This window comes from Tsuneonella sp. HG222, from assembly GCF_053819185.1.
Window position 1 is genome coordinate 443,202 of sequence record NZ_JBSOQZ010000001.1, and the last position, 20,845, is coordinate 464,046.

At 66.1% G+C, this 20,845-nt stretch carries 21 protein-coding genes; 15 read left to right on the forward strand and 6 right to left on the reverse strand.

What is annotated here, in order from left to right; all coding sequences use genetic code 11:
* The first annotated feature begins 386 nt into the window (after positions 1-386).
* Positions 387-962: an NUDIX hydrolase gene (locus ACWPMZ_RS02130; RefSeq protein ID WP_455702364.1), complete on the forward strand. Its 576-nt coding sequence runs from the start codon at positions 387-389 to the stop codon at positions 960-962.
* Positions 963-1,028: 66 nt separating this feature from the next.
* The gene (locus tag ACWPMZ_RS02135; protein ID WP_455702365.1) at positions 1,029-1,421 is read left to right on the forward strand and encodes a hypothetical protein; all 393 of its coding nucleotides are present in this window, start codon (positions 1,029-1,031) and stop codon (positions 1,419-1,421) included.
* Here the strand turns inward: ACWPMZ_RS02135 and ACWPMZ_RS02140 are convergent.
* Positions 1,387-2,052 (reverse strand): response regulator transcription factor, encoded by a 666-nt coding sequence (locus ACWPMZ_RS02140; RefSeq protein WP_455702366.1) that lies wholly within the window; start codon positions 2,050-2,052, stop codon positions 1,387-1,389. The two genes, ACWPMZ_RS02135 and ACWPMZ_RS02140, sit on opposite strands and share 35 nt — an antisense overlap.
* A gap of 160 nt (positions 2,053-2,212) precedes the next feature.
* Here ACWPMZ_RS02140 and ACWPMZ_RS02145 point away from each other — a divergent pair, with 160 nt between their 5' ends.
* The 9 genes from ACWPMZ_RS02145 (at position 2,213) to pobA (ending at position 9,083) form a co-directional block, all read left to right on the forward strand.
* Positions 2,213-2,392, forward strand: a complete 180-nt coding sequence (locus ACWPMZ_RS02145; RefSeq protein ID WP_455702367.1) for a hypothetical protein — start codon at positions 2,213-2,215, stop codon at positions 2,390-2,392.
* Positions 2,393-2,490: 98 nt separating this feature from the next.
* Positions 2,491-3,018, forward strand: a complete 528-nt coding sequence (locus tag ACWPMZ_RS02150; protein WP_455702368.1) for a helix-turn-helix domain-containing protein — start codon at positions 2,491-2,493, stop codon at positions 3,016-3,018.
* A gap of 52 nt (positions 3,019-3,070) precedes the next feature.
* On the forward strand, positions 3,071-3,388 hold the full coding sequence (locus ACWPMZ_RS02155; protein ID WP_455702369.1) for a hypothetical protein: 318 nt from the start codon (positions 3,071-3,073) through the stop codon (positions 3,386-3,388).
* A gap of 22 nt (positions 3,389-3,410) precedes the next feature.
* Positions 3,411-3,878 (forward strand): hypothetical protein, encoded by a 468-nt coding sequence (locus ACWPMZ_RS02160; protein ID WP_455702370.1) that lies wholly within the window; start codon positions 3,411-3,413, stop codon positions 3,876-3,878.
* Positions 3,854-4,255, forward strand: a complete 402-nt coding sequence (locus ACWPMZ_RS02165; protein ID WP_455702371.1) for a JAB domain-containing protein — start codon at positions 3,854-3,856, stop codon at positions 4,253-4,255. The genes ACWPMZ_RS02160 and ACWPMZ_RS02165 overlap by 25 nt, the downstream gene beginning before the upstream one ends.
* Before the next feature lie 19 nt (positions 4,256-4,274).
* A complete protein-coding gene (locus ACWPMZ_RS02170) occupies positions 4,275-4,733 on the forward strand; it encodes a hypothetical protein (RefSeq protein WP_455702372.1) in 459 nt (152 codons plus the stop codon).
* A gap of 371 nt (positions 4,734-5,104) precedes the next feature.
* Positions 5,105-6,394, forward strand: a complete 1,290-nt coding sequence (locus ACWPMZ_RS02175; protein WP_455702373.1) for a sugar MFS transporter — start codon at positions 5,105-5,107, stop codon at positions 6,392-6,394.
* A gap of 119 nt (positions 6,395-6,513) precedes the next feature.
* On the forward strand, positions 6,514-7,914 hold the full coding sequence (locus tag ACWPMZ_RS02180) for an aldehyde dehydrogenase (RefSeq protein WP_455702374.1): 1,401 nt from the start codon (positions 6,514-6,516) through the stop codon (positions 7,912-7,914).
* Complete coding sequence (gene pobA, locus ACWPMZ_RS02185) at positions 7,914-9,083, forward strand: 4-hydroxybenzoate 3-monooxygenase (protein ID WP_455702375.1); 1,170 nt, start codon at positions 7,914-7,916, stop codon at positions 9,081-9,083. Before ACWPMZ_RS02180 ends, pobA begins: the two co-directional genes overlap by 1 nt.
* 2 nt (positions 9,084-9,085) lie before the next feature.
* Here the strand turns inward: pobA and ACWPMZ_RS02190 are convergent, their stop codons facing one another.
* Both ACWPMZ_RS02190 and ACWPMZ_RS02195 read right to left on the reverse strand, forming a co-directional pair.
* Positions 9,086-9,541 (reverse strand): DUF3237 domain-containing protein, encoded by a 456-nt coding sequence (locus ACWPMZ_RS02190; RefSeq protein WP_455702376.1) that lies wholly within the window; start codon positions 9,539-9,541, stop codon positions 9,086-9,088.
* Positions 9,538-10,830, reverse strand: a complete 1,293-nt coding sequence (locus ACWPMZ_RS02195) for a flavin-dependent oxidoreductase (RefSeq protein WP_455702377.1) — start codon at positions 10,828-10,830, stop codon at positions 9,538-9,540. Before ACWPMZ_RS02195 ends, ACWPMZ_RS02190 begins: the two co-directional genes overlap by 4 nt.
* A 235-nt stretch (positions 10,831-11,065) precedes the next feature.
* Here ACWPMZ_RS02195 and zwf point away from each other — a divergent pair, with 235 nt between their 5' ends.
* The 4 genes from zwf to mmsB all read left to right on the forward strand — a co-directional run bounded on the left by zwf (position 11,066) and on the right by mmsB (position 16,065).
* On the forward strand, positions 11,066-12,529 hold the full coding sequence (zwf, locus tag ACWPMZ_RS02200) for a glucose-6-phosphate dehydrogenase (RefSeq protein WP_455702378.1): 1,464 nt from the start codon (positions 11,066-11,068) through the stop codon (positions 12,527-12,529).
* A complete protein-coding gene (edd, locus tag ACWPMZ_RS02205) occupies positions 12,522-14,327 on the forward strand; it encodes a phosphogluconate dehydratase (RefSeq protein WP_455702379.1) in 1,806 nt (601 codons plus the stop codon). The genes zwf and edd overlap by 8 nt, the downstream gene beginning before the upstream one ends.
* 81 nt (positions 14,328-14,408) lie before the next feature.
* Positions 14,409-15,194 (forward strand): enoyl-CoA hydratase-related protein, encoded by a 786-nt coding sequence (locus tag ACWPMZ_RS02210; RefSeq protein WP_455702380.1) that lies wholly within the window; start codon positions 14,409-14,411, stop codon positions 15,192-15,194.
* A 1-nt stretch (position 15,195) separates the two neighbouring features.
* On the forward strand, positions 15,196-16,065 hold the full coding sequence (gene mmsB, locus ACWPMZ_RS02215) for a 3-hydroxyisobutyrate dehydrogenase (RefSeq protein WP_455702381.1): 870 nt from the start codon (positions 15,196-15,198) through the stop codon (positions 16,063-16,065).
* A 166-nt stretch (positions 16,066-16,231) separates the two neighbouring features.
* Here the strand turns inward: mmsB and ACWPMZ_RS02220 are convergent, their stop codons facing one another.
* From ACWPMZ_RS02220 to ACWPMZ_RS02230, 3 genes are read right to left on the reverse strand one after another with little or no spacing between them, the layout of a single operon-like run.
* On the reverse strand, positions 16,232-17,035 hold the full coding sequence (locus ACWPMZ_RS02220) for a class I mannose-6-phosphate isomerase (RefSeq protein WP_455702382.1): 804 nt from the start codon (positions 17,033-17,035) through the stop codon (positions 16,232-16,234).
* 18 nt (positions 17,036-17,053) lie between these two features.
* Complete coding sequence (locus ACWPMZ_RS02225) at positions 17,054-18,331, reverse strand: glycoside hydrolase family 130 protein (protein ID WP_455702383.1); 1,278 nt, start codon at positions 18,329-18,331, stop codon at positions 17,054-17,056.
* A complete protein-coding gene (locus tag ACWPMZ_RS02230) occupies positions 18,318-20,690 on the reverse strand; it encodes a glycosyltransferase (RefSeq protein WP_455702384.1) in 2,373 nt (790 codons plus the stop codon). Before ACWPMZ_RS02230 ends, ACWPMZ_RS02225 begins: the two co-directional genes overlap by 14 nt.
* Positions 20,691-20,845 lie beyond the last annotated feature (155 nt).

The window sequence follows — 20,845 nt, forward strand, 5'->3', positions numbered from 1 at the left end:
CCCGCTGATTCGAGGCTGGACAACTCGAGATTAAGGTCAAAAAACCGGGTTCGGCAGTAGAACTCGAATTACACGGCATTGAAAAAAAAGCGAAGCCCAACCCAACGTGCGGGATCGGTGGCCGGTGCGCTGGTAAGTCGCCATCAAAGGGCACTCGGTGGCGATGATGACCGAGCACCGGCCGCGCGGCAAGGCGCTGATGATCGAGGGGCCGGTAGATTGGCTCAACTGGCAGCATTCCGGCTAACGCGGGCGCACGTCGAGCCGAGCGGGTGTGGCTAAGCGGAATTTTATTGGGATGAGCGGAGAGAATGGTCCGGAATGGTCCCATCCCGTTGAGCGCACCCCGGTACGTAAGTAATTGTCCGGAGCACCGGAGGGCGAGCGTGGGACTGAAGGCACTGGCGGAACGGGTCCTGGCCCTGCTGCCCGCCCCTATCGCCCGCCCGGCCTTGCTGGTCGCCTCGCGGCTCAATGGTGCCTGGCGCTCGATCGTCCCCAACCGGGAAGTCGCCTGCTTCGTCGCCGTGGGCAACAGCCGGCAGGAAATCCTTCTCGTGCGTCATACCTATCGCGATCCGGAACTGTGGACATTGCCAGGCGGGGCGATGCACCCGGGCGAGGATCCGCTGCGGGCGGCCATGCGCGAAGTGCGCGAGGAACTGTCGTGCGAGTTGAGCGACCTAGAACTCAAGGGATTCTTCCACTGGGAAGTCCCGCCGCGCACGATCGATGGCTATGTCGTGACTGCGCTGACCGACGACATTCCGACGCCCGATCAGCGCGAGATCAGCGAGGCCGGGTTCTTCGCGCTCGATGCGCTGCCGGAGCCGCTGTTCGACTTCGCCCAGGAGCAGATCGACGAACTGCTCCTGCGCACGTCCTTCACTGTCGCGGTGCCGCCGTTCATTCGGTCGGACTTCGTGAAGCGCCACGGACGGCGCTACGCAAGATTGCGCTGACCGGGGTACCCCTTATTGACATAGGTCCATTTTGGTTCTTTTTCCGCGGCGACTGCCGGGGACTTCATGGACTTCGATATTCGCCAAAGCTGGCTGACCGATCTCACCGATCTCCTCGATCGTTGTGTCGGCGCGACCAGCGAGGAAGCACCGCAGATCCTGCGCGATTTCCACACCGTCTGCCGGCAGGGGCCACCGCGCCTGTGCGCCGATTTCTTCGGCCCGCCGATGCAGCGGGCCGAGCTCGATCGATTGCTCGAATGCGGTGCCATCGAAAGCGCGGCCCTGCGCCTCAAGGGCAACCGGGGCTTCATGCTGTCCGGCAACGCCTCGGCGATTTTCATCGCTACGGTTATGTCGCCGGGCGGCCGTGAGGCCATGTTCGATGCCGACAACGAGGCGGTGGCGGTGATCGGCGCCGCGATCAGCGCTCTGTGTCTGGCCGTCCAGGAAAGCTGACGCCGGGCGCGGGGTCGAGCGCGTCGGCGTCGGCGATCGACGGCACGCGCAGGTAGAACGCCACCTCCACCGGCAGGGTCCAGTCCTCCTCGCGCAGCTTGCCCTGCATGTTCGCCCGGTGAATCTCGACCGTGCGAGAACTGATGTCGAGTTCGCGCGCGATCTCCTTGTTCGACATCCCGCGTGAAAGCGACATGAGGACCTGTTGTTCGCGCGTGCTGAGCCGCCGGAATATCCCGCGGGCGGCAAAGGCCTTGCGATGCAGGGTGGCCAGCTTTCCCTGATTTTCGAGTGCCGACTCCGCGCTCCGGGCGAGGACGTTCTCGTCCATCGGCCAAGCCAGGTATTCCATCACGCCGGTCGAAAGGACCTGCGACACGCGGGCGATCGGGGCATCGGCCGCGTAGGCGATGACCGGATCCCAGGAGTCCTTGCGCAGGAGGACCCCGAAGACTTGGGCCAGATCGCTTCCCTCGTCGTGGACGAGCAGGAGGTCGGGCCGGCGCCGGTCAAGCGCCAGCTCGCCCGGCGTCTCGTACGGTTCGACATGGTACTCTGCACCCAGGAGCAGGCGAGAGACGGATGCGCGTCGGCCGGGGTCGCGGTCGACCAGCGCAATCTTTGCCCGCAAAACTTATCTCCTCGGTAGGACTACGCATTAACCGTGCAAACCCTTTCCCGAAAAGGGACAATTGGCTCCAAAATGGTCCTATTTTTAACGAAATATTCCAGCTAAAGACATCCTTTGTCATATTCGTGCTTGGGAACGCGCCCAAGCCAGGAGTGGTAGGTTGAGCGAACATCTTCGGGCCGTCGCGGACGCCGCGGCTCGTGCGCCCGGTGCTGACGGTGAGGGGCGCGAGGGCGCGATCCGGCGGATCGAAGAAGCCCAGACCATCCTCCTGACCATGGGACTGACCCTTCCCGTGGCGCTTCTCGAAGAAGCGCTGGAGGCCATCCGCAAGGTTTGAGGCAACTGACAGCCGGGCCGCGCGTTGTCAGGAAAACGAGTATTTGCTAATCCTAACTTTATGGAGGGGCGACGAACGCCCCCGAGGGACGCTTACTCATGCCTGTTACCGAAGTGCCATTCACGAGGACCGATTTCACCGATCGCCAGGTCGAGATCATGGACCTGCTCGCGCGTCACATGACGAGCAAGCAGATCGGCCAAGAATTGGGCATCTCGCCGAGCTCGGTCGACAAGCACATCCTTCGCGCATCCCACAAGCTCGGTCTGTCGGACCGCAACGCCGCCGCGCGCGAATGGGCCGATATGCAGGCCCACCGCCCGGCGCAGCCGGTGGGTGAGGCGGCACGAAAACTACCCCCCCAATTTTCACCCCTCGACCCGCAGGCAGGCTTTGTCCCATCGGAGTTGCGGGATTTGCCGGGTTCGCCGCTTTTCACGGTCCATGACGCAGCCGCGTTCGGCGACTGGGTCATGCCGCGGCGGCGCCGGCCGGTCCTGGAGAAGCTGGACGAAAACTTCGGAGTTTTCGGAAGGGTCGCAGCGGTCGTGGTTCTGGCGGGCTTCCTTGCCATGACCATCGTCTTGTCGCTGGCGATAGCAGACGGGATCGACCGGTTGATTTGATCCAGCGTCTCCGACCGCAACTTTTTGGCGCCTTGCGCCCACGGAGACATTCATGATCGATCCCCAAACCCGCGACCAAGTCGGAGCGAGCCTGTTTCACGCCGAAGATCAGTTCGACGAGATCATCGCCGCGTCCGCCGAGCTGATGGGCGGCGTCTCGCGCCTGCGCACCACAGGCAAGGCTTCCATGCTCGATACGCAAAAGCCGATGGCCCGCCTGGCGGAAATCCAGCAGCTGCTCACCACAGCACGCCTCAAGCTGACAGGCGTTCACGGCGATCTGGCGAAACTGGTTCCAAGCCTGAAGGATATGACCACTTCATGTCCGTGCAAGGATCCCGCGCTCAACGAGGCTGCTGCCACGGCATGACGTCGCCCGGTAAGGACGATCGATGGATCTAGACCCGGTCGTCCTTACCTACGCGTTTGCCTTGATTTCGATCGCGACGGCATTGCTCTTTGGTGGAGCGCCCGAACGCATCGGCGGTCTGGTGGTCCTGTCAATGGCCGTTCTGCAGACGCTTATGCACATCGTGCATCCGCAGTTTTACCATGACGTGGATCCGGTGTCGGTCGTCATCGACGTTTTTCTTTTCGTCAACCTGCTGGCCTTGGCGATCTACGCGGAAAGGTTGTGGCCTGTATGGGGCGCATCGCTTCAAATTCTGAGTTTGAGCGCTCATTTCGCTCGGGCTCTCCACTTCGAAATGCCGGAGATGGTCTATGGCTTGATGAAGGCCATACCCACCCTGTTCTTCCAACTCGCATTGATCGTCGGCACGATAAATCACCGGCGGATCGTGAAGCGGCTTGGATCGGACGTCGCCTGGAAGGAGTGGCGCGCGCCGAAGGCTCGCTGACCTCGATCTCGGAGGACATGCTCGTCGCGCTGATCGCTACGATCGGGCAGCGGCGCACCGAATTTCTCGTGATTTTCGCCCTGACCGAGGAGCACCGTTTCCTCCGGTGCATCGTCAAGTCGGGCGGGATGGATTCGGCGACCGCTGAGTACCGGTCGATCCTGGGGGATTCGATCGCCTGCGGCGCGCACGCGCTCGTCCTGGCGCACAATCATCCGTCGGGTCGGCGTACGCCGAGCCAGGGGGACATCGTGGCCACCCGCTCGCTCGCGGCGCTGGGGTCGCCGCTGCGCATCGCGGTTCACGACCACCTGATCGTGACGCGTGACAGCACCTTCAGCATGCGCAAGGCCGGGATGCTCGGTCATGGCAAATAGGACGAGTTTGGGGCAACGCATGTCTATCTTCTTCAAGAGCGACCTTAAGAGCGAACGGCCGGCTTTCGGCGTGGCGGACACCGCGACCAAGCCGCTGGACCGCGACCAGCTGCGCGATCTCGTGTCGTTCGAATGCCGCAAGCGCTCGCTGCGGCACCAGATGTTCGACAGCACGGTTGTCAACGATTCCTGCTGGCACGTCCTTGAGGAGCTCTATTCAGCGCACCTGGCCAACTACATGCCCAGGTCGAAGGCGATCCTCGATCACGAGGTCATGGCGCCGACGACGGTGCTGCGCTATCTCGATCACCTTGAGACCTTCGGCCTGATTTCGCGGATCGAGGATCCTTCCGACAGCCGGGCACGGTTGGTCAAGCTGACCGACAAGGCCGTCTTTTGGTTGGAGGATTATTACTCCCTCTTGCTCGAGAAGAACGGCGAGTCGCTGAGGCGTGTTGCCCGGTCGATGGGCGAGTGAGCGGCTAGCACGCGTCTCTTTCTGGGCTCTCTTGGTGGATTGACTTAGAACATTTTATTAAATGTTTGAGAAAAAAATCACTTAGGTATTAGTTTCTTACTTTACATGTTGGGGTGCCCTTCCGGCACCATTTCCTTTGGCAATTTGGTTAGCTGCGTCCCGCGCTGACGTTCCCGGTTCCGCCGGTGCGTTTCATTCGCCGTTATAGCCGTGCTGTTCAGGCAATCCTGGCACGGACCAGCCTGCTTTGACCTTCTCGAAACCCGACTCTCATCCCGCGCTCCCGTGCGGAAACTCCGCGTCGGGCTGGACAAATCCTCGCGGCGGGGGTCAATCGTCGGGGTGGGCTTGGTGGGAGGAGAACGGCACGAATGGCACTGGCACCGCACCATGCGTCGAGCGCGGATCCCCAGTCGGTTCTTGACGAGAGCCCTCCCGTCGATGCGCCGGGGCTGAACGTCTTCGTCTTCGCGCTGTTCTTCATCTTCGGCGGGGTCACCTCGCTCAACGACGTGATCATTCCCAAACTGAAAGAGCTGTTCACGCTGTCCTACTTCGAGGCGAGCCTCGTCCAGGTCTGCTTCTTCATCGCCTATGCGGTGGTCGGCATACCGGGCGCCAGGCTGGTCAAGCGGCTCGGCTACATGCGCGGCGCGGTGGCGGGGCTGGTGACCATGATGGCCGGCTGCCTGCTGTTCATTCCGGCGAGCCAGAGCGCGGAGTTCGGCGTCTTCCTGTTCGCCTACTTCGTCCTGGCGACCGGGGTGGTGCTGGTGCAGATCGTCGCCAATCCCCTGATCAGCCTGCTGGGCCCTTCGCGCACGACGCACAGCCGGTTGACCTTCGCGCAGGCATTCAATTCGCTGGGCACCACGATCTTTCCCTATTTCGGGGCGATCCTGATCCTCGGTTCCCTCGCGTCCGTCAGTGCCGACCAATTGTCCGGAGCCCGGCTGGACGCCTATCGCACGGCCGAGAGCCAGGCGATCGTCAATGGGTACCTCGGGCTCGCCGCCGCTCTGGCCCTCGTTGCATTCATCGTGTGGCTGTTCCGGAACCGCCTGAAGGGCGAACGTCACGAAACGACCAGCCTGGCAGACGGCCTGAGCCTGCTGACGCGCCCGCGGTTCGGATACGGCGCGCTATGCATCTTCCTCTACGTCGGCGCCGAGGTCTCTATCGGCAGCTTCATCGTCAACTACCTGATGCAGGCCGACGTGCTGGGAGTGGCCGAGCAGGAAGCGGGGAAACTGATCTCGCTCTACTGGGGCGGCGCGCTCGTCGGCAGGTTCCTGGGTTCGGCGATCATGCGCGTGGTCAGCCCGGGCAAGGTGCTGGCATTCAACGCCATCGGGGCGATCCTGCTCGTCCTCGTCTCGGCCAACACGACCGGGGCGCTGAGCGGCTACAGCCTGCTCGCGGTCGGACTGACCAACTCGATCATGTTCCCCACGATCTTTGCGCTGGCCTGCGAAAAGCTGGGGCCGCGCGCCGCCGACGGTTCGGGGATTCTCAATGTCGCGATCGCGGGCGGGGCGATCGTGCCGGCCCTCTACGGCGCGCTGGCCGACATCGTCGGCCTCGCCGCCGCCCTGACCCTGCCCGCGCTGTGCTACGCCGTGATCGCCGGGTTTGGCGTGTTCGCCAGGCGCCCGGCCTGACAGGAACGCCCAGCTATCGGGCCTTGAAGAACGTATTCTTCACGCCGGGCGGATTGGCGTGCTAGCTCCGCGGCCGAGAGATTCGCCGCATGGAGGCGATCGGCGCGAGGGAGATCCAAATGAAGTTCGAACGCCTTAACCCGGTGACCGGCGAAGTCGCGAGCAGCGCTGCCGCGATGAAGGCCGGCGACGTGCCGGCGATCGCGGCCAAGGCGCAGGAAGGCTTCGCTGCCTGGTCGAAGATGGGTCCGAATGCGCGCCGCGCGGTGCTGATGAAGGCGGCCGATGCGCTGATGGCGAAGAAGGACGATTTCGTCGCCGCCATGATGGGCGAAATCGGCGCCACCGCCGGTTGGGCGATGTTCAATCTCGCGCTGGCCGCAGGCATGGTCCGCGAAGCGGCGGCGCTGACGACGCAGATCTCGGGAGAGGTGATCCCGTCGGATCACGAAGGCACGATCGCGATGGCGCTGCGCGAGCCGGTCGGCGTGCTGCTCGGCATTGCGCCGTGGAATGCGCCGATCATCCTGGGGGTTCGGGCGATCGCCGTGCCGCTCGCCTGCGGCAACGCGGTCATCCTGAAGGCCAGCGAGACCTGCCCGCAGACCCACGCCCTGATCGTCGAGGCCTTCGCCGAGGCTGGTTTTCCGGAAGGCACGGTCAACGTGGTGACCAATGCGCCGGAAGACGCGGCCGAAGTCGTGGGCGCCCTGATCGATGCGCCGCAGGTGCGGCGGATCAACTTCACCGGATCGACCGCGGTCGGCCGGATCATCGCCAAGCGCGCGGCCGAGCACCTCAAGCCGGTGCTGCTCGAACTGGGCGGCAAGGCGCCGATGATCGTGCTGGAGGACGCCGACCTCGACGAAGCGGTCAAGGCGGCGGCGTTCGGGGCCTACATGAACCAGGGCCAGATCTGCATGTCGACCGAACGGATCATCGTGGTCGAAAGCGTGGCCGATGCCTTCGCCGAGAAGTTCACCGCCAAGGTGAAGTCGATGCCTGTCGGCAACCCGGTTGCAGGCAACACGCCGCTCGGCGCGGTGGTCGATCGGCATACGGTCGACAAGTGCTACGCGCTGATCGAGGAAGCGGTGGGCAAGGGCGCGCGCCTGCTGACCGGCGGCGAGACGACCGACAACGTCCTGATGCCCGCGCATCTGGTCGACCACGTGACCCCCGACATGAAGCTGTTCCGCGACGAGAGCTTCGGGCCGGTGGTCGGCATCGCCCGCGCGCGCGACGAGGCCCACGCGATCGAGCTTGCCAACGACACCGAATACGGCCTCAGCTCCGCGGTCTTCACCAGGGACACGGCCCGCGGGATCAAGGTCGCGCGGCAGATCCAGTCGGGCATCTGCCACGTCAATGCCAGCACGGTGAGCGACGAGCCGCAGATGCCGTTCGGCGGCATGAAGGCGAGCGGCTACGGCCGGTTCGGCGGCAAGGCGGGGATCGACGCGTTCACTGAACTGCGGTGGATCACCTTCGAGACCGAACCGGGCCATTATCCGATCTGATGAAGACCCAGGTCTGCATCGTCGGGGCCGGTCCTGCCGGACTGCTGCTCGGCCACCTGCTGCGCGCCGAAGGCGTGGAGTGCGTGGTGCTCGAGCGGCAGGCGCCCGACTACGTCCTCGGGCGCATCCGGGCCGGCGTGCTCGAGCAGATCACCGTAAGCCTGATGGAGCGGTTGGGTCTCGACGCGCGGCTGAAGGCCGAAGGCCTGCCGCACGACGGGTTCAACCTGGCCGACGGTGAGCGGCTGATCCGCATCGACATCGCCGAACTCACCGGCAAGCATGTCGTGGTCTACGGCCAGACCGAGTTGACCCGCGACCTGATGGAAGCCTCCGAGGAGCGCGGGCTGGAGGTCGTCTACCAGGCGGCCGACGTGGCGCTGCACGACGTGGAGAGCGATGCACCATACGTCACGTACGCAAAGGACGGGGCCGATCACCGCGTGGATTGCCGCATCGTGGTGGGCTGCGACGGGTTCCACGGGCCGAGCCGCAAGGCCGTGCCTGCCAGCGTCGGCAAGGAGTACCTGCGCGAATACCCGTTCGGATGGCTCGGCATCCTGGCCGATGTGCCGCCCTGCAACCACGAACTGATCTACGCCAACCACGAACGCGGCTTCGCGCTCGCGTCGATGCGCAGCGAGACCCGCAGCCGCTATTATGTCGACGTGCCGCTGACCGAGCGGATCGAGGACTGGCCCGACGAACGGGTGTGGGACGAGCTGGCGATCCGCCTCGGCCCCGAAGCGGCGGCCCACATGACCCGCGGCCCTGCGATCGAGAAGTCGATCGCTCCGCTGCGCTCCTACGTCTTCGCCCCGATGCGCCACGGCAATCTGCTGCTGTGCGGCGATTCAGCGCACATCGTCCCGCCGACCGGAGCCAAGGGCCTGAATCTCGCCGCCAGCGACGTGTTCTACGCCGCCGAGGCGCTGACGCGGTTCTTCAGGGCGAACGATGCCGACGCTGTCGCCGCCTATTCGGATCGCGCGCTTGCCCGGGTGTGGAAATCGGAGCGGTTCTCATGGTCGCTCACGCGCCTGATGCACCGCTTCCCCGAAGACGGTCCGTTCGAACGGGCGATGCAGGTGGCCGAGCTCGACTACATCGCCCAGAGCCGCGCCGCTCAGACGAGCATCGCCGAAAACTACGTCGGCCTGCCCGTCTAGGTTCAGCCGACCCGGTAGACCGAAAGCCGCACGGTCGAGCCCGACTTGCCGCCCGCGGCCAGGAACAGGCAGCGGTTGACCCACTCGTAGGCGGGGTGGCCGGTTTCGAGCCTGATCGCGGTGCGCATGTAGTACTCGGCCGGCGGGACCTGCTCGCCCGCCGCGATGCGCGCGGCAACCTCGGGCGAGGCGTCGCGGATGCCGCGGCTGACGATTTCGATCACCGCGCCGTCGGAGGTTTCGACGGCATAGCGCGCATCGAGATCGGCGACCCCGCTGGCGAACACCGTCTGCCAGTCCGCACCGACATCGAGAATGCGGCCGTTGAGCATTGGGCCACTGGCGGTGCCGCCGACGATGGGGATGATCCGCCGCGTCCCTGCCGGGCCGCCGCCCATCTCGTGCGAGGGGGCGAGTTCCACCACCAGGTCGAACGCGTGGTCGAGCGCCGGGATCATGCCGGCACGGGGGCGACCGCCGCGCCCTCGGGGATGGTCCGGGGCGCGGAATTGAGGCGATCCTTCGCGAAGCCCGCCGCCTGCTGATAGGCCAGCATGAAGGCCGCCCGCTCGGCCGGGGAGATGATGGCGTCGATATCCTCGAACTGCCCGCCGCACCGCTCGTCCACCAGGTTGAGCAGGCCGAACGGGCCGGCCCCGCGGTTGCGCAGGGCCACGCCGCCGACGGGTTCGCAGAACTGGCGGTCGAAGGCCTCGAGCGCGGCCGTCGTCGCGCCATGGTCGAGCATGATGCGGCCGAGCTGGCGCGTGTCCATGATCGCCTGCGTCGCCCCGTTCGATCCGGTCGGATACATCGGATGGGCCGCATCGCCGATCAGCAGGACGGGGCCGTCGGCCCATGTCGGCAGGGGATCGCGGTCGATCATCGGGTTCTCGAACGCCGTTTCCGACTGCGCGAGCAGGGCAGGCATGTCGAGCCAGTCGTAGACGAAGCCGTCGAACTCGTGCGCAAACTCCGCCAGGGGCACTTCGCGGAACCAGCCCGACCGGGACCAGTCGTGCCCTTCGTCATAAGTCTGTTCGGCCACCCAGTTGATGTCCGCAAGGCCGTTCTCGTCGGGCCCGGAAATGGGATAGAGCACCACGCGGTGGCGGCTCGTTCCCAGCCCGATGAACGAGGATCCGGTGCGGATCGGCACGCCGCGCGCGGTGCCGCGCCACATGATGGTGCCGCCCCAGTGGATCGGCGGCTGCGCGGGATGCATCTGCGCGCGGATCGCCGAATGGATGCCGTCGGCGCCGATCAGCAGCGCACCGGCGAACTCGGCCGAGCCCTGGCCGCGCACGTCGACCTGCGCGACGACCGAACCGTCGGGCTCGATGCGATAGCCGGTGACCTTGTGCCCGAGCTTGACCGAGTCAGGCCCCAGCCGCGCGATCACCTCGCGCATCAGCATCAGGTGCAGCTTTCCGCGATGGACCGCGAACTGGTGCCAGCCGTATCCGGCGAACTTGCCGCGCGGCTCGGAGTAGATCTCCTGCCCGCCGAGGCCGACGAGCGCCCATTCCTGGGCCGGTACGCCGATCTCGGACAGGGCCGCCTCGCCGATGCCCATGTCTTCCAGTTCGCGCACGGCGTTGGGCTGCAGGTTGATTCCCACGCCGAGCGGGCGAAGCTGGGTCACGCCCTCGAACACCGTGCAGGCGACGCCGATCTGGTGCAGGGTCAGCGCCAGTGACAGGCCGGCAATGCCTCCGCCGGCGATGAGTACGCGATCTTGCGGCATGACTGTCCCACATCCCCCGCGCGCCATCGCGGCACGCGCCAAGGTGCGCGACCTAATGCGGGCTTCTGCTCTGAGGCAAGCAGGGCGGCGGCAAGCATTTCTGCGCCTGCCGAAACCATGGCCTTGTCCCCTGCGTTGATAGGCATGCTTCACCGGACGATTACCGCGCATAGCGCTCGACCATTTCGCAACTGCGAGATAGAGTGCCTGCCACGCATGGCGATATCGCATCACAATGGCTGACGCGGCCGAGCCGCTGGCGCGCTCGCAGCGCCCGATCGCTGACACCCTGATCCTGTTCGGCGCGACCGGCGACCTGTCCAAGCGCATGCTGCTCCCATCGCTGTGCGCGCTGAGCCACGACGACCTGCTCCCGCCGAACCTGCGGATCGTCGGCACCGCGCGCTCGGAGATGGACGACGCAGGCTTTCGCAACTTCGCCCGCGAGGCTCTGGAGACATACCTGCCCCGGAACCGGCGCGGCGGGATGGCCGATTTCCTCAACCGGCTGAGCTATCAGTCGCTCGACGTAACCACGCCGGAGGGATTTGCGGAGCTGGCCGCGAAAGTCGGCCCGGGCAAGCGCCCGGCGATCTTCCTGTCGACCGCGCCGAGCCTGTTCGAGACGACCATCGAGGGCCTGCGCAAGGTCGACCTCGCCAACGATGGCGCGCGGATCGGGCTCGAAAAGCCCCTCGGCACGGACCTGGCGAGCAGCCAGGAGATCAACGAGGCGGTGGCGGCCGCCTTTCCCGAGGACCGCATTTTTCGCATCGATCACTACCTCGGCAAGGAGACGGTGCAGAACCTCATCGCGCTGCGCTTCGCCAACGTCCTGTTCGAGCCCCTGTGGAACGCGCGCGCGATCGACCATGTGCAGATCACCGTGGCGGAGACAGTGGGGCTGGAGGACCGGGCCGGATACTACGACGGGTCGGGTGCGCTGCGCGACATGGTGCAGAACCACATGCTCCAGCTGCTCGCGCTGGTGGCGATGGAACCGCCCAGCGGCCTCAGCCCGAACGAGGTGCGCGACGAGAAGGTAAAGGTGCTGCGCTCGCTTCGTCCGCTCGCCGCGGGTGAGAGCGTGACCGGGCAGTACCGCGCGGGCGCGGTGCAGGGCCAGATCGTGCCGGGTTACGACGAGGAACTGGGCAAGGGTTCGGCCACCGAGACCTTCGTCGCGCTCAAGGCCCATGTCGACAACTGGCGCTGGCGCGGCGTGCCGTTCTACCTGCGCACCGGCAAGCGCATGCCCCACCGGGTCACCGAGATCGTCGTGCAGTTCAAGTGCGTGCCGCATTCGATCTTCAACGGCGCGCGGATGCGCCCCAACAAGCTGCTGATCGGCATCCAGCCCGAAGAGAACATCACTTTGTCGCTGATGGCCAAGGTGCCCGGCCTCGACCGCGAGGGCATGGCGCTGCGCGAAGTGCCGCTGGCCATCGCGATGCCCGATGCCTTCAGCGGAACGGTGCGGCGCATCGCCTACGAACGGCTGCTGCTCGACCTGATCGAGGGCGACCAGACGCTGTTCGTTCGCCGCGACGAGGTCGAGGCCCAGTGGCGCTGGATCGACCAGGTCCGCTCGCTCTGGACCGCCGAGGGGCAGGAACCCAAGACCTACAGCGCGGGTTCGTGGGGGCCGAGCGCCGCGATCGCGCTGGCCGAACGCGACGGGGTGAGCTGGCATGAGTGATCTGAACCCGACCGTCGAGCGCGTCACCGCGCGAATCGTCGAACGCTCGCGCGAAGGCCGCCGGCGCTATCTCGACCTGATGGACCGCGAGGGGACGGGCGGGCCGGACCGCGCCACGCTGTCCTGTTCGAACCTGGCGCACGGCTTTGCCGCGGCCGAGGAGGATCAGGCGGCGATCATGGCCGCGCGCGGGCCGAACCTGGGGATCGTCACCGCCTACAACGACATGCTTTCCGCCCATCAGCCCTATGGCCGTTATCCCGAGCAGATGAAGATCTGGGCGCGCGAGGCAGGCGCCACGGCGCAGGTCGCGGGGGGCGTGCCTGCCATGTGCGATGGGGTGACCCAGGGGCAGGACGGCATGGAGCTGTCGCTGTTCAGCCGCGACACCATCGCGCTTTCGACGGCGGTCGCCCTGTCGCACGCGATGTTCGACGGGATGGCCATGCTGGGCATCTGCGACAAGATCGTACCCGGGCTGCTGATGGGGGCGCTGCGCTTCGGCCACCTGCCGTGCGTGTTCGTGCCCGGCGGGCCGATGCCGACCGGGATCGGCAACAAGGAAAAGCAGCAGGTCCGCCAGCTCTATGCCGAGGGCAAGGCGAGCCGCGCCGAACTGCTGGCGAGCGAGAGCGCCAGCTATCACAGCCCCGGCACCTGCACCTTCTACGGCACGGCCAACACCAACCAGATGATGATGGAGCTGATGGGGCTCCACGTGCCGGGCGCGGCCTTCGTGCCGCCCGGGGGAAAGCTGCGCCAGGCCCTGACCCGCGCCGCGGTCCACCGCCTTGCTGCGGTGGCCGAGGACGAGAACAGGACCCTGGCGCGCTGCATCGACGAACGCGCGATCGTCAATGCCGCGGTGGGGCTGCTCGCGACCGGCGGATCGACCAACCACGCGATCCACCTGCCGGCGATGGCCCGCGCGGCCGGGATCGTGATCGACTGGGACGACCTTTCCGAGCTGTCGTCCGCCGTCCCCCTGATCGCGCGCGTCTATCCTAACGGCGCGGGGGACGTGAACCAGTTCCACGCCGCTGGCGGCATGGCCTATGTGGTCGGGCAACTGCTCGGCGCGGGGCTCGTCCATGGTGACATCCCGACGATCTGGGGCGGCGGCCTCGCCGATTACGCCCGCGAGCCGTGGCTCGACGGCGAAACGCTGGCCTGGCGCGATGTCGGTGAGAGCGGCGACGACAGCATGCTCAAGCCGGTCTCGCAGCCGTTCATGCCCGATGGCGGAATGGCGCTGGTGCAGGGCAACCTTGGCCGCGCCTGCTTCAAGACCAGCGCGGTCGACCCCGGCCGGTGGACCATCGAGGCGCCGTGCGCAGTGTTCGACGACCAGCATTCGGTGGCGATGGCGTTTGCCGAGGGCCGGCTGGACCGCGATGTCGTGGTCGTCGTGCGGTTCCAGGGCCCGCGCGCCAACGGCATGCCCGAACTGCACAAGCTGACCCCGCCGCTGGGGGTATTGCAGGACCGCGGCTACCGCGTGGCGCTCGTCACCGACGGGCGGATGAGCGGGGCGAGCGGAAAGGTGCCCGCCGCGATCCACTGCACGCCCGAAGCGCTGGGGGGTGGCCCGCTGGCACTGCTGCAAGACGGCGACATCGTGCGGCTCTGCGCGCCCACCGGGACCCTGTCGACCACCGCCGACCTCGCGACGCGCACGCCCGCGCCTGCGCCCGCCGAAGCTACCGGTACCGGGCGCGAGCTGTTCGCGATGTTCCGCCACGGTGCCGACGGCGCGGAAATGGGCGGTAGCGCGATGCTGGCAGCCGGCGGCCTGTAGCCTGGGCCTCCAGCGCCGGCCTTGCCAAGCGCGGCCCGCTTGGGCAGGGCAGGGCAGACCACTGGTTTCAGGTGAAATGACATGGCCGACTACACCTCCATCCTCGTCGAGCAGCGCGATGCGGTCACGCTCGTTACGCTCAACCGGCCCGAGGCGCTCAATGCGCTGAATTCGACGGTTCTCGCCGAGCTTATCGATGCCTTCGGCAGGTTCGAAGACGATGAAAATCAGCGCTGCGCGGTGCTGACCGGCAGCGGCGAGAAGGCTTTCGCGGCCGGCGCCGACATCAAGGAAATGGCCGAGAAGCCGGCGGTCGACTTCTTCCTGCAGGATCATTTCTCCGGCTGGCAGTCCGATTTCGTCAGGCGCACCCGCAAGCCGTGGATCGCCGCGGTCAACGGCTTCGCGCTGGGCGGGGGTTGCGAGCTTGCGATGATGGCCGACTTCATCATCGCCGCCGATACCGCCAGGTTCGGCCAGCCCGAGATCAAGCTCGGCGTCGCGCCGGGCATGGGCGGGAGCCAGCGCCTGACCCGCGCGGTCGGCAAGGCCAAGGCGATGGAGATGTGCCTGACCGGCCGGATGATGGACGCCGAGGAGGCCGAGCGCTCCGGCCTGGCGGCCCGTGTAGTGCCGCTGGCCGACCTGCTGGACGACGCGCTGAAGACCGCCGCGACCATCGCGGGCATGCCGCCGATCGCGGCCATGGTGAACAAGGAAATGATCGGCGCGGCTTATGAAATGACGCTGGAACAAGGGCTTCTTCACGAACGCCGGTTGTTCCAGATCCTTGCCGGGACCGAGGACAAGATGGAGGGCATGCGCGCCTTCGTCGAGAAACGGCCCGGTGTTTGGAAAGGCCGCTGACATGAAGATCGCTTTCATCGGCCTGGGCAACATGGGCGGCGGGATGGCTGCGAACCTGGTCAAGGCGGGGCATGAGGTGCGTGCTTTCGACCTGAGCGAAAAGGCGCTGGCCTCCGCGAAGGACAATGGCTGTGAAACTTTCACAGGCGTTCGCGAAGCGGTGCAGGGCGTCGATGCGGTCGTGTCGATGCTGCCCAATGGCGGGATCATGAAGGCGGTCTTCACCGGCGAGGTCTTCGGCCATGCCCCGACCGACGCGATCCTGATCGACTGCTCGACGATCGACGTCGCCACTGCGCGCGAGGTCGAGCAACTGGCGGCCGAGGGCGACTACGAAATGGTCGACAGCCCGGTCAGCGGCGGCATCGCCGCGGCGGCGGGCGGCTCGCTGACCTTCATGGTCGGCGGGTCTGACGCGGCATTCGCGCGGGCGAAGTCGGTGCTCGAGCCGATGGGCAAGGCGGTCATCCACGCCGGCGGTGCGGGGGCCGGGCAGGCGGCCAAGATCTGCAACAACATGATGCTGGGCATCCACATGCTGGGCACCTGCGAGGCCTTCTCGATGGCGCAGAAGCTCGGGCTCGACCCGCAGACGTTCTACGATATCGCCTCTATCTCCTCGGGCCAGTCGTGGTCGGTCACGACCTACTGCCCGGTCCCCGGCGTCGGGCCGACGACACCCGCCGACAACGGCTACAAGGGCGGCTTCGCCACGGCGCTGATGCTCAAGGACCTGAAGCTGGCGATGGAAGCGGCCGAGACCGCGGGCGTGGATGCGCAGATGGGACTGCGCGCCAGGCAACTCTACGAAGCCTGGGAGGCGCTGGGCAACGGCGCGGTCGATTTCTCGGGTTATATCGAGAGCCTCTAGCCCGCCGTCCGGCGAGGAAATTCATTTTCCTACAGGCGCCGCGTTGTGCATCCCGGAGCGGATGACACACCTGCCGCCATGTTGGATTCGCGCCTGGCTCGCGTGGCTCATCTTCGGCCCCGTCCGCCGGCGATCCAGGTGTATACTTCGTGTAACCTTTCGGCGGTCAGCCGATGGGCTGGGCGATCAGGCAGGTGCCGCCGGGCGCGAATTCCACCGCGTCGATTTCGTGGGCCAGCGCGCACTGGCCGGGGCTGACGGTCTCGCCATCGACGATCACGTCGCCTTCGCGCGGGATCACCAGCAGCGCGCCGCGATAGCGGGCGGAAATCGCCGGATCGGGCCCGCCGGCCAGCTGGTCCAGGCGGAAGAACGGCCCGTCCACCAGCCCAACGTCCGACCCGTGGCCCACGTAGTTGGCCATGGCGAGGTCGTAGGGCTCGCCCTTGGCCACGGCCATGCCTTCTTCCAGGTGCAGCTCGCGCGGGCGACCATAGTCGTAGAGGCGATAGGTGATGTCAGAATTCTGCTGCACTTCGATGATCGCGCAGCCGGGGCCGATGGCATGCACGGTGTTGGCCGGGATGTAGAAAAAATCTCCTGCTTTCACCGGATGCCAGGTCAGCTTGTCCTCGATGCTGCCGTCCTGCGCGGCGGCGCGCATGGTCTCCGCATCGATCGGTTCGTCGAACCCGATTCCCAGCGTCGCGCCGGGCTCGGCATCGATCACCAGCCAGCACTCTTCTTTGCCCTGGCGGCCGATCCCCATCGCCTCGGTCTGCGCGTCGGAGGGATGGGTCTGGACCGAGAGCTTTTCGGAGGTGAACAGGTATTTGACGAGTAGCTGCGGCAGTTCCGCCGGCGGTTCGAACCAGATCTCGCCGATGCGCTTGCCCTCGGGTGTATCGAACGGGGCGGGCAAGTGGTCCTTGCCCCAGGGCTTCTCGACGGTCTTGGTTTCCAGCAACATCGCCTGCTCAACGATCCTTCAGCGCATCAGGTCCATCAAATCGGCAATGCTCGCGGTCGCAAAGCCCACCGCACTGTCGGAGATGCCGTAGGGGATCAGCAACTGCTCGCCGATCTGCAGCACCCCGCAGGTATAGACCACGTTCGGGACATAGCCCGACCGGTCGGCATCGACCGCGGTCAGCACCGGTTCCTTCGTGCGGCCGATCAGCTTGGCGGGATTGTCGAGATCGAGCAGCGCACAACCGAGCGAGTACTTGCGCATTGCGCCCACGCCGTGCGTGAAGATCAGCCACCCGTGCTCGGTCTTGATCGGGCTGCCGCAGTTGCCGATCTGGATGAATTCCCACGGATACTTGGGCTCCATCAGCAATGTGCCTTCGGAGTTCCAGCGGTCGAGCCGGTCGGATTTCAGTAGGAACAGGTTCTTGCCGTCCTGCCGGCCGATCATCGCGTACTTCTTGCCGATCTTCTCGGGGAACAGGGCCATGCCCTTGTTGCGCCCCGCCTTGCCTTCGATGGGTTCGAGCAGGAAGCGGCTGAAGTCGACCGTGCGCAGCAATTCGGACCGGATCGTGCGGCCCGAATAGGCGGTGTAGGTGCCGATCCATTCGTAGTCGCCGCCGCCATGGTCGAAGCGCACCAGGCGCAGGTCCTCCATCCCGTTGGACTGCTGCTCGGTGATCGGGAAGATCACCGTGTTCGACAGGCTGCTTTCGGCATGGCGGTGGACGGTGACCGCCGAATCGCTGTCCGTCATGCTGGCATCGTCGAGTTCCACCGAGGTAGCGAAGCTCGATTGTGGCCACAGGTTGAAGTTGCCGCTGGGCCGGGCGATCCCTTCGCGAAAGGCGATGGAGCTGATGTGCCCTTCGCCCACCGCGCGCAGCGACATGACGAAACGGCAGGCGCCGCTTTCCAGGCCGGACTGGTCCGGGTGGGGCACGATCGACGGGTTCATCAGAGCCGCGGCGGCATAGGTGTATTCGTGGCAGAAGTAAGCGCCGATCAGCCGCTTGCGGGTGGCCGAGTACTTCGTCTGGTCGAGCCCGAGGTTCTGCGCCACCTCGGCGAACCGCTCGTCGAACAGGAGTTCGGTCTGCCAATGCCGTTCGGCAAAGTCCGTACGGACTCGGGCATACTCCTCGACGACTTCGCGTTCGCTCAGACCGCAAACGTCGTCGACCAGCTTTGCCGCCCGTCCGCCGGGCGCATTGCTGGCCTGCCAGCCGAGGTGGAACGGCCGAAGGACGACACGCGAAGGATCCGCATGGAGCCGGGTGTCAAGTATGCGCAAGGGGCTCTGGCTGGCTCCGCTCTTGCCGTGCAATGAATTCTCCCGTCGTCGTCGTCGTGGTCGCGCGCGGCTTCGACCGCAGCAGCGCTATCAACGAATAGAACGAGAGTTGGAAGGCCAGGATCGACTCCGCACCGCAATTTTCGTTCACTCCGCGCGGATTGATCCCGTCCCGGCACCGTCCGGTCGCGATGTCGGCCAGGGTCACCCCGCGGTCGTTCGCGCCGAAGAACCAGCGCCAGGCCGTTTCGGCGTGGGCGATCCACTTGGGATTGCGAGTGGCGCGGAAGGCCGACAGGCTGGCTTCAATGGCGGCCTGAACCTCCAGCGGCTGCTGGTCGAACGGCAGCTGCGCGTGAGGGTGGCCGAACGTGTCGGATCCGACCGGGCGGAAATGACCGCCCGCGGCGACCTGGCGCTCAGCGATCCACTCAAGGCTGTCGATGCCGGCGGCGAGCAGGCGCTCGTCCCCCAGCGTCTGTCCGGCCTCTATCAGCGCCTGCGACAGGCGCGGGTTGTCGTAGCCGAGGACCGCCTCGAACCAGGCCCAGTCGGGCCGGCGCGAGTAATCAAGCAGGCGGTGGAGGAAGTCGCCGCCCGTGCGCAGCAGGTCGAGGCTGGCGCCGTGATCGGGCTGCGCGCGCAGCCGGGCGGCAGCGCCCAGCATGGCGAAGGCCGTAGCCCGCGGGCTACCGGTGGCGCCGCACTGCGGCAGCGCGGTGTCGTACCAGCGCTTGGCCCAAGTGGCGATCGACGGATCGTTCGCCAGCTCGATCGTCTGGCCTAAGGCCCAAAGCGTGCGGCCGTTGGAGTCTTCCGACCCCTGGTCTTCGCACCAGCCGCGATCGAAGCGCATGAAGTTGCGGAAGGCGCCGGCTTCCGGGTTCCAGGCGTACTGGATGAAGGAGGCATAGACCATGCGCCACTTGTCCCGCTCGGCGGGATCGAGGTCTTCGACGTGGTTCATCAGCATCAGCGCGCGCACATTGTCGTCCAGACAGTATCCGTGCGCCCGGTCGGGGATTATGCCGATGCAATGCTGGAACATGCCCGTGCCGTCGCTCATCGCGATGACTGCCTGCGGATTGGGGGCAGCGGGGGCGGGACCGCGGGTCGGCTTGCGCGCGATGGCGTTCTCCACGATGGCCGCCGCACCGTCGGCAAAGCGCGGCCAGATGGTCTCGCGCCCCTTGGCATAAGCGCGCTTCTGCAGCGCCGCGAGGCGCGCGGGATCGCCCAGCAGGTCGTTGACCCGATCGGCGATCGCGCCGGGGTCCTTGGGTTCGACCAGTTCGCCCACGCCTTCGGCCAGCAGTTCGCGGGCGTGAAGGTAGGGGGTCGAGACCACCGCCTTGCCCAGCGCCACCGCATAGCTCAGCGTGCCGGAGGTCGACTGCTGCATCCCCGGATAGGGCGTCAGGTAGATGTCGCAGGCTTCAAGCTGGTCGAGCAGTTCGTCCGTTTCGAGGAAGCGGTTGTCCCACAAGACATGGTCCGCCACCCCGAGCTTTCCGGCCAGCTCCTGCAGGCCTTCGCGGTAAGTCTCGCCCTGCTCGGCGACGAGATTGGGGTGCGTGGCCCCCACGATCCGGTAAACCACTTCGGGGTGGCGCGCGACGATGGCGGGCAACGCCTCGATCGCGGTCTCCAGGCCCTTGCCGGGGCCGAGCAGACCGAAAGTGGTGAGAACTGTACGCCCGGCCAGGCCGAGCCGCTCCTTGAAGGCGTCCTGGCGGCCGAACGGCCTGTCGGGCGCACCATGCTCGACGATGGCGAGGATTTCGTGCGGCGCGCCATAGCGCGTGGCGAGCAGGTCACGTGAGTGCTTGCTCATCGTCATGATCCGGCTGGACCGTGCGACAAGGTGCTCGAGGATGGCGGCCTGCCGGGGCGAAGGCGCGGCCAGCACGGTGTGCGGGGTGAGGATCAGCGGGGCGGCGATCCGATCGATCAGTTCGAGAACCATCTCCCCGTCGGGGCCGCCGAAGATGCCGAATTCGTGCTGCAGCCAGACGGCATCGTAACCGGTGTCGGTGATGCGGCGCGCGGCCGCGCGGTAGGCTTCCGGATCATTGCAAGAGATCACCCCCGCGACGCCTTCGTAGGCGATCGGTTCGCGCGGATCGTCGAGCGCGAAGACGTCGACGGTGATTTCCGGGTGGTACCGCGTCAGCTTCTCGAAAACGTCGGTCGTGAAGGTGGCGATACCACACTTGCGGGGCGCGAAGTTGCCGATCAGGGCAATGCGACGCGACGGAATGGCCGGCATCGAAGGCTTGCGCGGTTCGAAGGCGAAGATCGCGCTGTTGGCGCCATCCGAAACCGGGCCGAATGTCTTGAGGGACGGATCGAAAGTCATCGGCGCCTTTCCATGTTGTCGGACGTGTCTTCCTCAACTCTCCGGTCGGTCAAAGTTTCCGCAATGCAACATATATTGTGCTGCATTGCAACAAGGTTCGTATGGAATGGAGTCGTGAGCGGACGGAACACGAAGTGATCCCTCCGCCGTATCCG

Excerpts from the sequence above, each read along its gene's own strand:
- ACWPMZ_RS02135 (WP_455702365.1), top strand. The coding sequence starts at position 1,029 with ATGGACTTCGATATTCGCCAAAGCTGGCTGACCGATCTCACCGATCTC.
- ACWPMZ_RS02150 (WP_455702368.1), top strand. The coding sequence starts at position 2,491 with ATGCCTGTTACCGAAGTGCCATTCACGAGGACCGATTTCACCGATCGC.
- ACWPMZ_RS02155 (WP_455702369.1), top strand. The coding sequence starts at position 3,071 with ATGATCGATCCCCAAACCCGCGACCAAGTCGGAGCGAGCCTGTTTCAC.
- ACWPMZ_RS02160 (WP_455702370.1), top strand. The coding sequence starts at position 3,411 with ATGGATCTAGACCCGGTCGTCCTTACCTACGCGTTTGCCTTGATTTCG.
- ACWPMZ_RS02170 (WP_455702372.1), top strand. The coding sequence starts at position 4,275 with ATGTCTATCTTCTTCAAGAGCGACCTTAAGAGCGAACGGCCGGCTTTC.
- ACWPMZ_RS02175 (WP_455702373.1), top strand. The coding sequence starts at position 5,105 with ATGGCACTGGCACCGCACCATGCGTCGAGCGCGGATCCCCAGTCGGTT.
- ACWPMZ_RS02180 (WP_455702374.1), top strand. The coding sequence starts at position 6,514 with ATGAAGTTCGAACGCCTTAACCCGGTGACCGGCGAAGTCGCGAGCAGC.
- pobA (WP_455702375.1), top strand. The coding sequence starts at position 7,914 with ATGAAGACCCAGGTCTGCATCGTCGGGGCCGGTCCTGCCGGACTGCTG.
- ACWPMZ_RS02190 (WP_455702376.1), bottom strand. The coding sequence starts at position 9,541 with ATGATCCCGGCGCTCGACCACGCGTTCGACCTGGTGGTGGAACTCGCC.
- ACWPMZ_RS02195 (WP_455702377.1), bottom strand. The coding sequence starts at position 10,830 with ATGCCGCAAGATCGCGTACTCATCGCCGGCGGAGGCATTGCCGGCCTG.
- zwf (WP_455702378.1), top strand. The coding sequence starts at position 11,066 with ATGGCTGACGCGGCCGAGCCGCTGGCGCGCTCGCAGCGCCCGATCGCT.
- edd (WP_455702379.1), top strand. The coding sequence starts at position 12,522 with ATGAGTGATCTGAACCCGACCGTCGAGCGCGTCACCGCGCGAATCGTC.
- ACWPMZ_RS02210 (WP_455702380.1), top strand. The coding sequence starts at position 14,409 with ATGGCCGACTACACCTCCATCCTCGTCGAGCAGCGCGATGCGGTCACG.
- mmsB (WP_455702381.1), top strand. The coding sequence starts at position 15,196 with ATGAAGATCGCTTTCATCGGCCTGGGCAACATGGGCGGCGGGATGGCT.
- ACWPMZ_RS02220 (WP_455702382.1), bottom strand. The coding sequence starts at position 17,035 with ATGTTGCTGGAAACCAAGACCGTCGAGAAGCCCTGGGGCAAGGACCAC.
- ACWPMZ_RS02230 (WP_455702384.1), bottom strand. The coding sequence starts at position 20,690 with ATGACTTTCGATCCGTCCCTCAAGACATTCGGCCCGGTTTCGGATGGC.